The 13,885-nt window shown below is 73.3% G+C and carries 16 protein-coding genes; 12 read left to right on the plus strand and 4 right to left on the minus strand.

The window, feature by feature from the left end; translation table 11 throughout:
- The first annotated feature begins 14 nt into the window (after positions 1-14).
- The 5 genes from ACGFYQ_RS23745 (at position 15) to ACGFYQ_RS23765 (ending at position 4,919) form a co-directional block, all read left to right on the plus strand.
- Positions 15-1,412 (plus strand): NAD(P)H-hydrate dehydratase, encoded by a 1,398-nt coding sequence (locus ACGFYQ_RS23745; protein WP_393746946.1) that lies wholly within the window; start codon positions 15-17, stop codon positions 1,410-1,412.
- Between the two features lie 331 nt (positions 1,413-1,743).
- The gene (gene alr, locus ACGFYQ_RS23750) at positions 1,744-2,880 is read left to right on the plus strand and encodes an alanine racemase (protein WP_393746948.1); all 1,137 of its coding nucleotides are present in this window, start codon (positions 1,744-1,746) and stop codon (positions 2,878-2,880) included.
- Between the two features lie 20 nt (positions 2,881-2,900).
- Complete coding sequence (locus ACGFYQ_RS23755) at positions 2,901-4,091, plus strand: alpha/beta fold hydrolase (RefSeq protein WP_393746950.1); 1,191 nt, start codon at positions 2,901-2,903, stop codon at positions 4,089-4,091.
- The gene (tsaE, locus tag ACGFYQ_RS23760) at positions 4,042-4,614 is read left to right on the plus strand and encodes a tRNA (adenosine(37)-N6)-threonylcarbamoyltransferase complex ATPase subunit type 1 TsaE (RefSeq protein WP_393746952.1); all 573 of its coding nucleotides are present in this window, start codon (positions 4,042-4,044) and stop codon (positions 4,612-4,614) included. Before ACGFYQ_RS23755 ends, tsaE begins: the two co-directional genes overlap by 50 nt.
- Before the next feature lie 116 nt (positions 4,615-4,730).
- Entirely contained in the window at positions 4,731-4,919 is a 189-nt protein-coding gene (locus ACGFYQ_RS23765; protein WP_393746954.1) for a hypothetical protein, read from the plus strand.
- A gap of 40 nt (positions 4,920-4,959) precedes the next feature.
- Here the strand turns inward: ACGFYQ_RS23765 and ACGFYQ_RS23770 are convergent, their stop codons facing one another.
- On the minus strand, positions 4,960-5,517 hold the full coding sequence (locus ACGFYQ_RS23770; protein ID WP_393746956.1) for a hypothetical protein: 558 nt from the start codon (positions 5,515-5,517) through the stop codon (positions 4,960-4,962).
- 108 nt (positions 5,518-5,625) lie between these two features.
- Here ACGFYQ_RS23770 and tsaB point away from each other — a divergent pair, with 108 nt between their 5' ends.
- The 5 genes from tsaB (at position 5,626) to ACGFYQ_RS23795 (ending at position 8,906) form a co-directional block, all read left to right on the plus strand.
- Positions 5,626-6,288 (plus strand): tRNA (adenosine(37)-N6)-threonylcarbamoyltransferase complex dimerization subunit type 1 TsaB, encoded by a 663-nt coding sequence (gene tsaB / locus ACGFYQ_RS23775; protein ID WP_393746958.1) that lies wholly within the window; start codon positions 5,626-5,628, stop codon positions 6,286-6,288.
- A 29-nt stretch (positions 6,289-6,317) separates the two neighbouring features.
- The gene (gene rimI, locus ACGFYQ_RS23780; protein ID WP_362395470.1) at positions 6,318-6,821 is read left to right on the plus strand and encodes a ribosomal protein S18-alanine N-acetyltransferase; all 504 of its coding nucleotides are present in this window, start codon (positions 6,318-6,320) and stop codon (positions 6,819-6,821) included.
- Positions 6,814-7,941 (plus strand): tRNA (adenosine(37)-N6)-threonylcarbamoyltransferase complex transferase subunit TsaD, encoded by a 1,128-nt coding sequence (gene tsaD, locus ACGFYQ_RS23785; protein WP_393746960.1) that lies wholly within the window; start codon positions 6,814-6,816, stop codon positions 7,939-7,941. The genes rimI and tsaD overlap by 8 nt, the downstream gene beginning before the upstream one ends.
- Positions 7,938-8,210, plus strand: a complete 273-nt coding sequence (locus tag ACGFYQ_RS23790; protein WP_393746962.1) for a hypothetical protein — start codon at positions 7,938-7,940, stop codon at positions 8,208-8,210. The genes tsaD and ACGFYQ_RS23790 overlap by 4 nt, the downstream gene beginning before the upstream one ends.
- A 75-nt stretch (positions 8,211-8,285) precedes the next feature.
- Complete coding sequence (locus tag ACGFYQ_RS23795) at positions 8,286-8,906, plus strand: hypothetical protein (RefSeq protein ID WP_393746964.1); 621 nt, start codon at positions 8,286-8,288, stop codon at positions 8,904-8,906.
- Here the strand turns inward: ACGFYQ_RS23795 and ACGFYQ_RS23800 are convergent.
- Entirely contained in the window at positions 8,896-10,083 is a 1,188-nt protein-coding gene (locus ACGFYQ_RS23800) for a methyltransferase domain-containing protein (RefSeq protein ID WP_393746966.1), read from the minus strand. The two genes, ACGFYQ_RS23795 and ACGFYQ_RS23800, sit on opposite strands and share 11 nt — an antisense overlap.
- 190 nt (positions 10,084-10,273) lie before the next feature.
- On the opposite strand from ACGFYQ_RS23800, the gene ACGFYQ_RS23805 reads away from it, so the two are divergent.
- Both ACGFYQ_RS23805 and ACGFYQ_RS23810 read left to right on the plus strand, forming a co-directional pair.
- Entirely contained in the window at positions 10,274-11,146 is an 873-nt protein-coding gene (locus tag ACGFYQ_RS23805; RefSeq protein WP_393746968.1) for a polysaccharide deacetylase family protein, read from the plus strand.
- Positions 11,143-12,045: a polysaccharide deacetylase family protein gene (locus ACGFYQ_RS23810; RefSeq protein ID WP_393746970.1), complete on the plus strand. Its 903-nt coding sequence runs from the start codon at positions 11,143-11,145 to the stop codon at positions 12,043-12,045. The genes ACGFYQ_RS23805 and ACGFYQ_RS23810 overlap by 4 nt, the downstream gene beginning before the upstream one ends.
- A gap of 22 nt (positions 12,046-12,067) precedes the next feature.
- Here ACGFYQ_RS23810 and ACGFYQ_RS23815 read toward each other — a convergent pair whose 3' ends face one another.
- Together ACGFYQ_RS23815 and ACGFYQ_RS23820 are read right to left on the minus strand one after the other, a co-directional pair.
- Positions 12,068-13,468, minus strand: coding sequence for an FtsW/RodA/SpoVE family cell cycle protein (locus tag ACGFYQ_RS23815; protein WP_393746972.1), 1,401 nt, complete (start codon positions 13,466-13,468; stop codon positions 12,068-12,070).
- Positions 13,456-13,740 carry a hypothetical protein gene (locus ACGFYQ_RS23820; protein ID WP_393746974.1) on the minus strand — a complete coding sequence of 95 codons (285 nt, stop codon included), beginning with the start codon at positions 13,738-13,740 and terminating at the stop codon, positions 13,456-13,458. Before ACGFYQ_RS23820 ends, ACGFYQ_RS23815 begins: the two co-directional genes overlap by 13 nt.
- Positions 13,741-13,885: the final 145 nt, after the last annotated feature.

Raw genomic sequence — 13,885 nt, forward strand, 5'->3', positions numbered from 1 at the left:
GGCAGGCTGGTGCCATGCGTACTGCTTACAGCGTGGAGACCGTACGGGCCGCCGAGCGCGAGCTGATGGCCCGATTGCCCGAAGGCGCCCTCATGCAGCGGGCCGCGGCGGGGCTGGCCGCCGTCTGCGCGGGGCTGCTGCCCAAGGTCTACGGAGGGCGGGTCGTCCTGCTCGTCGGGCCCGGCGACAACGGCGGCGACGCGCTCTACGCCGGGGCGCGCCTCGCCCGGCGCGGGGCCGGGGTGACGGCGGTGCCGATGGACCCCGAGCGGATGCACGCGGGCGGGCTGGCCGCGCTGCGGGCCGCCGGCGGGCGGATCGAGCCGGAGCTCCCGCAGCGGGCGGACCTCGTGGTGGACGGGCTGCTCGGGATCGGCGGGCGGGGCGGGCTGCGGCCGGCGGCCGCCGCGCTGGTGGAGCGGATCCCGCGGGGGGTCCCCGTGGTCGCCGTGGACCTGCCGAGCGGGGTGGACGCGGACACCGGGGAGGTGGCGGGGCCGGCCGTCACGGCCGATGTGACGGTGACCTTCGGGGCGTACAAGCCCGGGCTGCTGATCGACCCCGGGGCCTCGCGGGCGGGCGTGGTGCACCTGGTGGACATCGGGCTGCAGCTGTCCGGCCCCGCCGTGGAGGCCCTGCAGCACGCGGATGTGGCGGGGCGGCTGCCGGGGCCGACGGCGTCGAGCGACAAGTACCGGCGGGGGGTCGTCGGGATCGCCGCCGGGTCCCTCCAGTACCCGGGCGCGGCCGTGCTGGCCGTGGCGGGGGCCTTGCGGGGCGGCGCGGGCGCGGTGCGGTACGTGGGGCCGGCGGCGGAGGCCGTGCTCGCGCGCTTCCCCGAGACGCTGATCGGGCGGGGCCGCGTACAGGCGTGGGTGGTCGGGCCGGGGCTGGGGGAGGGGCGCGGCGGGGAGGTCGCGGACCTGCTGGCGCAGGACGTGCCGGTACTGGTCGACGCGGACGGGCTGCGCGGGCTGGACGCCGAGGTGCTGCGGGCCCGGACGGCCCCGACCCTGCTGACCCCGCACGCGGGGGAGGCGGCGGCGCTGCTGGGGGTGTCGCGGGAATCGGTGGAAGCGGGGCGGCTGGGCGTGGCACGGCGGCTTTCGGGCCGGTACGGGGCGGCGGTGCTGCTGAAGGGCTCGACGACGCTGGTCGCCTCCGGCGGTTCGCCCGTCCGGGTGAACCCGACCGGTACTCCGTGGCTGGCCACGGCCGGGAGCGGGGACGTGCTGTCCGGGCTGGCCGGTGCGCTGCTGGCGACCGGACTGTCGGGGCCGGACGCCGGGTCGGTGGCGGCGTACCTCCACGGCCTGGCCGGACGGCTGGCCGCCGGCTCCGGGGCCCCTGTGCTGGCCCAGCAAGTGGCCGAAGCCCTGCCCGGCGCCTGGCGGGACGTCCGCCGACCGTGACGGGCCCAGGTGCGGCGCCGCTGCCGGGGCGCCGCCCCGGACCCTCCGCCAGACTCCGTCCGGGGGGACCCCCACGCCTCAAACGCCGGCGGGGCTGAGATCGGGGCTCCGCCCCCGGACCCCGCGCCTCAAGCGCCGGCGGGGCTGAGATCGGGGCGCCGCCCCGGACCCCGCGCCTCAAGCGCCGGCGGGGCTGGAGATCGGGGCTCCGCCCCCGGACCCCGCGCCTCAAACGCCGGCGGGGCTGAAACATCGGGGCGCCGCCCAGGGGCGGCGGCGCGCGCAGCGCCCCGACCAGGGGGCAGGCGGGGGTTCTGAGAGACTGTGGGGGATGAACGAGACACCGACGCGTGTGTACGCCGAGATCGACCTCGATGCCGTGCGGGGGAACGTGCGCGCGCTGCGCGAACGGGCACCCCGGGCCGAGCTGATGGCCGTGGTCAAGGCGGACGCCTACGGGCACGGGGCCCTGGCCTGCGCCAAGGCCGCCCAGGAGGCCGGCGCCACCTGGCTCGGTACCGCCACGCCCGACGAGGCGCTCGCGCTGCGCGCCGCCGGCGTCGAGGGCCGGATCATGTGCTGGCTGTGGACCCCCGGCGGGCCCTGGCGGGAAGCCGTCGAGGCCGACCTCGACGTCTCCGTCAGCGGGATGTGGGCCCTGGACGAGGTACGGGAAGCCGCCAGGGCGGCGGGCCGGCCCGCCAGGATCCAGCTCAAGGCCGACACCGGACTCGGCCGCAACGGCTGCCAGCCCGGCGACTGGGCGGAGCTCGTGGGGGCGGCCGTCGCCGCCCAGGCCGAGGGCACCGTCCGGGTCACCGGCCTGTGGTCGCACTTCGCCTGCGCCGACGAGCGCGGGCATCCGTCCATCCAGCTCCAGCTCACGGCCTTCCGCGACATGCTCGCGTACGCCGAGAAGGAGGGCGTCGAGCCCGAGGTCCGGCACATCGCCAACTCGCCCGCCACCCTCACCCTGCCCGAGTCCCACTTCGACCTCGTGCGCTGCGGGCTGGCCGTCTACGGGGTCTCGCCCGCGCCCGAGCTCGGCACCCCGGCCCAGCTGGGCCTGCGGCCCGCCATGGCCCTCAAGGCCTCCCTCGCGCTGGTCAAGGCCGTCCCGGCCGGGCACGGCGTGAGCTACGGGCACCACTACGTCACCGACGCCGAGACCACCCTCGCGCTGGTTCCGGCCGGTTACGCCGACGGCATCCCGCGGCACGCCTCCGGGCGCGGCCCGGTCCTCGTCGGCGGCAGGATCCACCACGTCGCCGGGCGCGTGGCCATGGACCAGTTCGTGGTCGACCTGGACGGCGACACGGCCGCGGTGGGCGACGAAGCCGTCATCTTCGGGGACGCGGAGCGCGGCGAGCCCACCGCCGAGGACTGGGCTCAAGCGTCGGACACGATCGCGTATGAGATCGTCACCCGTATCGGAGGGCGCGTGCCCCGGGTGTACCTGGGCGCCTGAGACGGAGTGAGGGCGGCGGCGTGAGCGAGAACTGGCGCAAGGCCGGCTGGGCCGGCGCCGCCATCGGCGTGATAGCCGCGGGCGCGGCGGCCGGTGTCGCGGTCGAACGGATCACCGTCGGGCGCGGCATGCGCATGAAGGCGCGCCTCGCCCTCGACGCCGCGGGCGACTACGGGTCCCTGCGCGGGACGCAGGGGACCTGCCAGGCCGAGGACGCCACCGAGCTCTACTACGAGGTCGACGAGCTCCCCGAGGACGACAAGCGGCCGCGGTCGCGGCTGCGCCGCAAGCCCGCCCCGCCGGCCACCGTCGTCTTCTGCCACGGCTACTGCCTCGGCCAGGACTCCTGGCACTTCCAGCGCGCCGCCCTGCGCGGAGTGGCCCGCTCGCTCTACTGGGACCAGCGCAGCCACGGCCGCAGCGCCCGCGGACTGGCCCAGGCGGACGGCGATCCGGTGACCATCGAGCAGCTCGGCCGCGACCTGAAGGCCGTCATCGACGCCGCCGCGCCGGAGGGCCCGCTGATCCTCGTGGGTCACTCGATGGGCGGTATGACCATCATGGGATTCGCGGAGCAGTTCCCCGACCTCGTACGCGACCGCGTCGTCGGCGTCGCCCTGGTCGGCACCTCCAGCGGCCGCCTCGACGAGGTGACGTACGGGCTGCCCTCCGTCGGCCTCGGTGCCGTACGCCGCATCCTGCCGGGCGTGCTCAAGGCGCTCGGCTCGCAGGTGGAGCTGGTGGAGAAGGGCCGCAGGGCCACCGCCGACCTCTTCGCCGGCATGATCAAGATGTACTCGTTCGGTTCCCGGGACGTGGACCCGGCCGTCGCGCGCTTCGCGGAACGGCTCATCGAGGCCACCCCGATCGACGTGGTCGCCGAGTTCTACCCGGCCTTCCAGAGCCACGACAAGACCGCCGCGCTCCAGCGGTTCGCGGACATCCCCGTCACCGTCATCGCCGGGGACAAGGACATGATCACCCCGGCCGGGCACAGCGTGGCCATCAAGGAGGCGCTGCCGAGCGCCGAGCTGGTGGTCCTGGAGTCCGCCGGGCACCTGATGATGCTGGAGCACCCGGAGACGGTGACGTGGCTGCTGACCGAGCTGCTGGCGCGCACCGGGGCGGTCCCGGGCGCCGCACCGACTAACGTTGGCGGGCATGGAAGAAGTACCGCTGGAAGCACAGCGCAGCCAGGCACCGGGACCTGAGGCAGGCGCCGGCGCCGGGGCCGAGACCCGGATCACCGTCGACTCCCCGGACGCGATGCGCGAACTGGGCCGCAGGCTCGCCGGCCTGCTGCGCCCGGGCGACCTCGTCCTGCTCACCGGCGAGCTGGGCGCGGGCAAGACCACGCTGACGCGCGGGCTCGGCGAGGGCCTGGGCGTGCGCGGGGCCGTGACCTCGCCGACCTTCGTGATCGCCCGTGTACACCCGCCGCTGGGCGGTGGGCCCCCGCTGGTGCACGTGGACGCGTACCGGCTGGGCGGCGGGCTGGACGAGATGGAGGACCTGGACCTCGACGTCTCGCTGCCCGAGTCCGTCGTGGTCGTCGAGTGGGGCGACGGCAAGGTGGAGGAGCTCTCCGACGACCGGCTGCACGTGGTGATCGCCCGGGCGGTCGGCCACGAGGAGGTCCTGGACGACGTACGGCAGGTGTCGGTCCGCGGGGTCGGGGCGCGCTGGGCCGGCGGGGCCGGGCTGGACGCGCTGGCCGGCGCCCTCACGGAGTAAACGTACCGACAACTCGTCGGCAAGATATTGCGCCCGCGGCGGCGCCCGTGATGACATGGTACCGAGAGTTTCTTAGGTATGCCTAAGTTCGGCGTGCCGGGGCCCAGGAGGCAGCCATGTCGGCACCATCAGGAGCGCAGCGCGAACCCCGCCCGTCCGTCGTGTCGATGCGGGCGCTGCTCGCCGCCGGGGTGGCCGCCACCGCCGTCTCGACGCCGCCCGCGCGGGAACACGTACCGGCGGACGAGGACGGGCCGGACGGCGGCGTACGCGAACAGGCCGCTCCGGAGTCCGAAGCGGCCTGAGCGTACGGCGTGCTGAGCTCGTACGGGTGAAGTCGTGCCCTCAGGGAACGACGACGACCTTCGAGTTGATCGTCGCGAAGGCCCACATCGCGTCGCTGTCGGCCTTCGTCATGCGGATGCCGCCGGTCTTCTTGTCCGGATCGGGCGCCGGCGTCGCGCCGTCCCCGCGGGCGCTGAAGCCGATCGCCACGCCCTCCACGGTGGCGAACCGCACGACGTGCTCGATCGGCACCCCGTCCGAGCCGGTGACCGCGCCCGAGCGCGAGCCGACCAGGTAGCTGCCCGCCTTCGGGTGCACCGTGCTCGGCATCACCGTGAACGACTTCGGCTCCTGACCGGCGTCGCCGACCAGCCACACGCGCTTCTGGCCCACCGAGTACACGACGCGCACCCCGGTGCCGGATCCCTCCGGCACGGGCACGGGCTTCGACGGGTCCTGCTTGGCGGCGGACTGGCTCGGGGCGGGGGCCGGGGCCTGTGCGGCCGCCTTCGGGGGGTGCGCGGGCGCCGTCGCGGACGCCTGGTAGCCGAGGAAGCCGACCGCGGCCACTGCCGCGGCGGTGAGCCCGGCCACGATTCCCGAGCTGCTGCGTGCCACCTTGCTCCACCTCTCCGCGCTGCCTGGATACCTGGTCGAAAGGTAGCAGCAGGCCCGCTCCGCAACCGCCCGCAAACCCTTGGGGTTCCGGAGTCGTAGGCTGTTCGCGTGCTCTTGCTCGCTGTAGATACCGCCACGCCCGCCGTCACCGTCGCCCTGCACGACGGCGAGTCCGTCCTTGCCGAGTCGAACCAGGTCGACGCCCGCCGCCACGGGGAGCTGCTGCTGCCCTCCGTCGACAAGGTGCTCGCCGAGGCCGGGCTGAAGCTCGAAGCCGTCACCGGCATCGTCGTCGGCGTCGGCCCCGGCCCCTACACCGGGCTGCGCGTCGGCCTCGTCACGGCCGCCACCTTCGCCTCCGTGCTGGGCGTGCCCGTGCACGGCCTGTGCACCCTCGACGGCCTCGCCTACGCCGCGGGGGCCGCCGGGATCGAGGGCCCCTTCACCGTCGCCACCGACGCGCGGCGCAAGGAGGTCTACTGGGCGCGCTACGAGGACCCGCGGACCCGGGTCGGCGAGCCGGCCGTGGACCGGCCGGCCGACATCGCCGAGCAGGTCGCCGGCCTTCCGGCGGTGGGCCAGGGCGCGCTGCTGTACCCGGAGGTCTTCCCGGACGCGCGCGGGCCCGAGCACCAGTCGGCCGCCGCGCTGGCCTCCCTCGCCGTGGAACGACTCGCGGCCGGGGAGGAGTTCCTTCCGCCGACCCCCCTCTACCTGCGCCGGCCCGACGCCCAGGTGCCCAAGAACTACAAGGTGGTCACCCCGCAGTGACGGCCGCCCCTGACGTCGTACTCCGCGAGATGCGCTGGTGGGACATCGAGCCGGTGCTGGAGCTGGAGCACGAACTGTTCCCCGAGGACGCCTGGTCCGCGGGCATGTTCTGGTCCGAGCTCGCCCACGCCCGCGGCCCGCGGGCCACCCGCCGCTACGTGGTGGCCGAGGCGTTTCCCGACAGCGGCCGCACCGCGGGGACCGGCCGGCTGGTGGGCTACGCCGGGCTGGCCGCCGCCGGCGACCTGGCCGACGTGCAGACCATCGCGGCCGCCCGCGACCAGTGGGGGACCGGGCTCGGCGCCCGGCTCCTGACCGACCTGCTGCGCGCCGCCACCGCCTTCGAGTGCGCCGAGGTGCTGCTGGAGGTACGGGTGGACAACACCCGTGCCCAGAAGCTCTACGAGCGCTTCGGCTTCGAGCCCATCGGCTTCCGGCGCGGCTACTACCAGCCCGGCAACGTCGACGCGCTCGTCATGCGACTGACCGACCCCGCACAAGCACGAACTGAGAGCAGTGAGAGCAATGGCTGACGAACCTCTCGTCCTCGGCATCGAGACCTCCTGCGACGAGACCGGCGTCGGCATCGTCCGCGGCACCACCCTCCTCGCGGACGCGGTCGCGTCGAGCGTCGACGAGCACGCGCGCTTCGGCGGGGTCGTGCCCGAGGTGGCCTCGCGCGCCCACCTGGAGGCGATGGTCCCCACCATCGAGCGCGCCCTGAAGGAGGCCGGGGTCAGCGCCCGCGACCTCGACGGCATCGCGGTCACGGCGGGTCCGGGCCTCGCGGGGGCGCTGCTGGTGGGCGTCTCGGCGGCCAAGTCGTACGCCTACGCCCTCGGCAAGCCGCTGTACGGGGTCAACCACCTCGCCTCGCACATCTGCGTGGACCAGCTGGAGCACGGGCCACTGCCGGAGCCGACCATGGCGCTGCTGGTCTCCGGCGGGCACTCCTCGCTGCTGCTGGCCCCGGACATCACCTCCGACGTACGGCCGCTCGGCGCGACCATCGACGACGCGGCGGGCGAGGCCTTCGACAAGATCGCCCGCGTGCTGCAGCTGGGCTTCCCCGGCGGCCCGGTGATCGACCGGCTGGCGCGCGAGGGCGACCCGAAGGCGGTCAACTTCCCGCGCGGGCTGACGGGGCCGCGCGACGCCCCGTACGACTTCTCCTTCTCCGGGCTCAAGACGTCCGTGGCGCGCTGGATCGAGGCGAAGCGGAACGCGGGCGAGGAGGTGCCGGTGCGCGATGTGGCCGCGTCCTTCCAGGAGGCCGTGGTGGACGTGCTGACGCGCAAGGCGATCCGGGCGTGCAAGGACGAGGGGGTCGACCACCTGATGATCGGCGGCGGTGTGGCCGCCAATTCCCGGCTGCGCTCGCTGGCGCAGGAGCGGTGCGACGACGCGGGCATCATCCTGCGGGTGCCGCGGCCGAAGCTGTGCACCGACAACGGCGCGATGGTGGCGGCGCTGGGCGCGGAGATGGTCAAGCGGAACCGGCCGGCCTCGGACTGGGACCTGTCGGCGGACTCCTCGCTGCCGGTGACGGACCCGCACGTGCCGGGTACCGCCGACGGGCACGGCCACGCGCACGGACACGGCCACGACCACGACCACGTGCACGAGTTGAGCAAGGACAACCTGTACTCATGAGCACCGTCGCACTGATGTGGGAGGCCCGGGCCGCCGACGGCCGGGGCAACGAACTGCTGGAGTGGGCCCGTTCGCAGGTCCTCGCCCGGGAGCCGGTGCGCCGCGAGGTGTTCCGCGCCCCGCAGGACCGGGTCCTCGTGGTCACCTGGTGGGAGGCGGCCGAGGGGGTGTCGGCGGACCTGCCCGAACTCCCGGAGCCCGCAGCCGACTTGATCGCGCGGGCGGTGCACCGCTGGCGGTTCGAGTCGGTGGAGGTCACCGGCGGCTGACCGGCGGCCGACCGGCGGCCGACCCGGCGCGGTCCGGCTCCCGGGCCGGGCCGCGGTGAGGCTATGGTCATGTGCATGCCTCGCCGTGATCTTCCGCCTCCGCCGCCCCCCGCGCACATGCGCGCCTGGCTGGACGAGGGCGCCGTACGGGCCGACCGCGCGCGCATCCTGCGGGAGTTGGGCCGCCGGAGCCTGGGCGTCGGGCGGCTGCTGCTGCTCTGGGCGGTCTCGGCCGTCTTCGCCCTCGGCTGGACCTTCGTCGCCATGGGCCTGATGGCCTTCGAGGAGGGCGACGTGATGTCGTTCGGCCTCGGCCTCGTCTTCGCGGTGCTCGGCATCGGTGTGCTGGTGCCGGCCGGGTTCTGGTTCGCCTGGGGCGCCCGGCGGGACCGCCAGGTGCGCAGGCTGCTGTACGCGTGGGCGGAGTCGGACCGGGATCCGGCCGCCGACTCCCGGGTGCGCGCGCCGGGCCGGAGCCTGGTCTGGCTGCTCGCCTCCTTCGGGCTGGCCGCGGGGGGACTGTTCCTGACCTTCGGGACCGCGGCATCGGTCCCGGTGGTCGACGGGAAGTACGGCGAGATCGCGTACTACATGGGCCTCGGCATGATCCTGTGGATCACGGGACTGCTGGGACTGGGCAAGGCGGGCGCGCACTACCGCTGGGCGATGCGGGTCTTCGGCCCGCCTACGCCGTAGGAGCAGCCTTCGCCGGTGCGCCGATCAGCATCGACGGGGCACCCGCCACCCGGGTCAGGAAGACCGTCGCCGAGTTCGGCCCCTGCGGCTTGACCTTCTTGCGCAGCTCCTCGGGCTCGATCGCGGAGCCGCGTTTCTTCACGGTCAGGATGCCGACCCCGCGCTCGCGCAGCAGGGCCTTCAGCTTCTTCAGGCCGAAGGGCAGCACGTCGGTGATCTCGTACGCCGTCGCGTACGGCGTCGCGCGCAGCTCGTCGGCGGTGATGTAGGCGATCGTCGGGTCGATCAGCCGTCCGTCCAGCTGCTCGGCGACCTCGGCGACCAGGTGCGCGCGGATGACGGCGCCGTCGGGCTCGTACAGCCAGCGGCCGACCGGCCCGGCCTCCGGGTCGGGCAGCGGATCGGCGGTGTGCAGGGCGCGCGGCCCCGGCAGCAGGGTGGCGCGTACGGTGCCGGGCGCGGTGCCGAACCAGAGCACGGCCTCCTTGACGTCCCCCTGGTCGGAGATCCACTCGGCCTCGGCCTCGGCCGGGACCGCCTCGTGCGGGATGCCGGGGGCGATCTTGATGGCGGCGTACTTCGCCGTACGGGCCGTCTCCACGGCCCACGACAGCGGCGGCGAGTAGGACTCCGGGTCGAAGATCCGGCCGCGCCCCCCGCGCCGGGCCGGGTCGATGAAGACGGCGTCGTACGAGGAGACGTCCACGCCCGTCACATCCGCCTCCCGGACCTCGATCAGGTCCGCCAGCCCCAGCGCCTCGGCGTTGGCCCGCGCGACGGCCACGGTCAGCGGGTCGTGGTCGACGGCGAGCACCCGGATGCCGAGCCGCGCGAGGGCGAGGGCGTCCCCGCCGATGCCGCAGCACAGGTCGGCGAGGCTGCGTACACCGAGGTCGGCGAGCCGCTCGGCGCGGTACGAGGCCACCGACGCGCGGGTGGCCATCTCGCCGCCGCCGGGGGTGAAGTACATCCGGAAGGCGTCCTCGGCGCCGAACTTCGCCACCGCGCGCTGCCGCAGCCGGGCCTGCCCGAGCGCGGCGGAGACCAGCCCGGCGGGGTGCTCGCGACGCAGCCGGGTGGCGACGGCCAGCTCCTGGGCGGGGTCGTACTCGCGGAGCGAGTCGAGGAGGGCGTGCCCCTCGGGGGTGAGGAGGGCGGCGAAGTCTTCGGGGGTCACGGGTCCATTGTCGGCGACGGGGCCGGCCGGTGTGGGCCAGTCGATGGAAGGTCGGGTTCCGCTCGCGGTGTCGTCCGGGGACCCCGCGTGTCGGGTGCCAGGATGCGCAGCTATGCAGCTAGTACGACAAAAGGAAGATAAGACGCAACACGGTCACCGGTACGCGGCGGGTCCGCGCGGCCGGTTCGGGGTGGCCGTGGCCGCCCTGCTCGTAGCCGCCCTCGGCACGGCGTGCGGCTCCGGGGAGTCCGGCGCACCGGACAAGGCCGAGAAGGCGAAGGCCGCCAAGGGCACGGAGGCCGGCGCGGCCGGCGCGCTCAGCGCCGCCGAGAAGGCAAAGGCGTTCCAGCAGGCGCGCATCGCCGCAGCGAAGAAGTGGAAGCTGGCCAAGACGCCGCTGACGGCCCCGGCGGCGCCCAAGGAGAAGCCCGAGATCACCACCCGCGACGGCTTCGAGGTGGAGGACCAGGAGGAGTACCCGCACGTCTTCACCACCGTCCCGACGGAGGACAAGGTCGTCTTCCTGACGATCGACGACGGCGCGGAGAAGGATCCCGAGTTCCTGAGGATGATGCAGGAGCTGAAGATCCCGTACACGGCCTTCCTCAGCGACTACATCGTTCGCGACAACTACCCGTACTTCAAGGAGATGCAGGCCGCCGGCGTCACCCTGAACAACCACACGCTCAACCACCGCTACATGCCGGGCCTGTCGTACGAGCAGCAGCGCGAGGAGATCTGCGGCCAGCAGGACACGATCCAGAAGCAGTTCGGCAAGCGGCCGACCCTCTTCCGGCCGCCGTACGGCAACTACAACCAGGACACGCTGCGCGCGGCCAAGTCCTGCGGAATCAAGGCGGTCCCGCTGTGGAACGCCGAGGCCTTCCCGAACCGGATGGACTACCGGGAGTGGGATCGCGATCTGCACCCCGGTGACATCATCCTCACGCATTTCCGGGGCAAGGACGACTGGAAGGGCACGATGCCTGACATGATCCGTCATGTCATGAAGACCGTCACGGCCAAGGGGTATGCCGTGGCTCGCCTGGAGGACTACTTGTGAAGCACGCGCGCCGGTTGGTAGCCGGAACGCTGGCGGCCGGCGCGCTCGCGCTGTCCCTGACGGGGTGCGGGGACGGCGCGGACACCACCGAACGGCTGGGGCCCAGGACGAAGGCGACGCAGGAGACACCGGGCGCCCCCGGCGCGTCCGTGTCGCCGCCCGCGCCGTCGCCGACGGGCGGGGCGGGCGGGGCGGGCACGGCTTCGGACGAGGCGTACAGGAAGTGGGGCCTGAAGGGCCCCCTGGAGTACGCCCCGAAGCCGGCCCAGAAGCCCGAGATACCGAAGGCGGCCCCGGGCAAGGTCCCGGTGGTCGACCGAATACCCGTCCCGGCCGGGGAGAAGGTCGTCTTCCTGACCTTCGACGACGGCGCGGAGAAGGACCCCGAGTTCCTGAAGATGGCGGCCGAGCTGAAGCTGCCGATCAGCATGTTCCTGACGGACAGTGTGGCCTCGCCGGACTACGGGCACTTCGAGAAGCTCCGCGACAACGGCTCGGCGAGCACGGTGAACAACCACACGCTGACGCACCCGAACCTGCGGACCCTGTCCTACGCGGCGCAGAAGCACGAGATATGCGGCCAGCAGGAACGCCTGGAGAAGCGCTTCGGCCACCGCCCGCCGTTCTTCCGCCCGCCTTTCGGGAACTACAACGACGACACCCTCCGGGCCGCCTCGGAGTGCGGAGTCTCGTCCCTGGTCCTGTGGCGCGTCTCGATGCAGATCAACAACTTCCAGTACGCCGAGGGCTCCGCCCTCAAACCGGGCGACATCATCCTGGCCCACTTCCGCGGCCCGTCCGAGCTCAAGGGCACGACGGAGACCCAGATGACGACGCGGATGCTCCAGCGGATCCAGGAACAGGGGTACCGGATAGGGCGGCTGGAGGACTACCTGTAGGAGCCCCCCTGGAGCACCGGATTCATCCCGCCCTCGACACCACCGGGGTGATCGTCGTTTCCACCGGGTCGCGGGCGTCCGCCTCGCGTTGGCGTTCCGCGCTGTCGCTGATGCGCAGCAGCAGGGCGATCATGATCCAGTTGGCCAGGAGGGACGAGCCGCCCTTGGCCAGGAACGGCAGCGCCTTGCCCGTCAGGGGGATCAGGCCCGTCACGCCCCCCGCGACCACGAAGACCTGCAGGGCCAGCGCCGAGGCGAGGCCCACGGCGAGGAGTTTGCCGAAGGGGTCGCGGGCGCCGAGTGCCATCCGGAGCCCCCGCTGCACGAGGAGGGCGTACAGGATCAGGACGGCCATGACCCCGGCCAGGCCGAGTTCCTCGCCCACCGTGGTGAGGATGAAGTCGCTGCGGCCGGCGAACGCGATCAGCTCGGGATGCCCCAGGCCGAGGCCCGTGCCCGAGATGCCGCCCGTGCCGAAGCTGAACAGGGCCTGCGCCGACTGGTCGGACGTGACCCCCGGGGGCCGGTTCTCCCAGTAGTAGGACAGCGGCTCCAGCCAGGCCGCCACCCGCGCCTTGACGTGCGGTTCCGTCGAGCCCACCACGAAGGCGCCGGCCGCGGCCATGAGCACGCCGCACACGATCCAGCTGGTGCGCTCGGTGGCGACGTAGAGCATCACCACGAAAACACCGAAGAAGATCAGCGAGGTGCCGAGGTCGCGTTCGAAGACCAGCACCAGCATCGAGACGATCCACACCGTCACGATGGGGCCGAGCTGGCGCATCGGGGGCAGCCGCATGCCCAGGAACTTGCGGCCGGTCAGGGCCAGCGAGTCGCGGTGGATGACCAGGTACCCCGCGAAGAAGACCGCGATCATGATCTTCACGAACTCGCCGGGCTGCAGCGAGAAGCCGAAGAGTTTGATCCACCGTTTCGCGCCGTAGGTGTCGGCGCCGAAGAACGCCGGTGCGATCAGCAGCACCAGCGCCAGGGCCATCGTGATGTAGATGAAGCGCTGCAGCAGCCGGTGGTCGCGCAGCAGTGCCAGCACCAGGATGCAGGCGGCCACCCCGACCACCGTCCACATCAGCTGCCCGGGCGCGTTGGCTTCCGAGTTGTACCGCTCGATGTACCCCTGGTCGAGCCGGTGCAGCAGCACCAGCCCCAGCCCGGTCAGCAGCATGGCCAGGGGGAAGACCAGCGGATCCGCGTAGGCGGCGAAGCGGCGCACGCCCAGATGACCCACCAGCGACAGCAGCGTCATGCTGATCGTGAAGCCGGTGAGGTTGGGCGGCAGCTCGTCGTTCATCGCGAGGCCCGCGGCGGCATGGCCGAGGACGGCGATCGCGACGACGAAGACCAGCAGCAGTGCCTCGGTGCGGCGGCGCACGCCCGCCGACGTCAGGGGTTTCAGTCCACGCACGGGATGCCGCCACCGGCCGCGGGGGCGGGGGAGGGCGGCGGTGAGGACGGCGGCGGGGCCGCGCCGGGCGAGGAGGAAGCGGCGCCCGGTGCGCTCGGGCTCGCTGGGGCCTTGGGCCCGATCTGCTCGGCAATGAGGCGCTTTATCTTCATATCATCTATGACGTTGATGTCCTCCCCGTGGTTCCTTCCGAAGGCGTTCGACGGGTCCGGGCCGCCCATGTCCAGGCCGTGGTGGCCGTCGTGCGCGACCTCGACCACGAGGATGCGCACGCCCCCAAGCGTCATATACCGGGCGCAAAGCCCCCGCGCGGCTGGTGATCCGGACATGCGTCCGCCCGGGTTTCCGGGGGTCCGCGGCCTGATCCGCGCAACGCCCGGCGGCGGGAATTGGCACTCCGCTTGACCGAGTGCTAAT

Origin of the sequence: Streptomyces sp. NPDC048258 (assembly GCF_043201995.1) — a bacterium.
Lineage (GTDB): Bacteria > Actinomycetota > Actinomycetes > Streptomycetales > Streptomycetaceae > Streptomyces.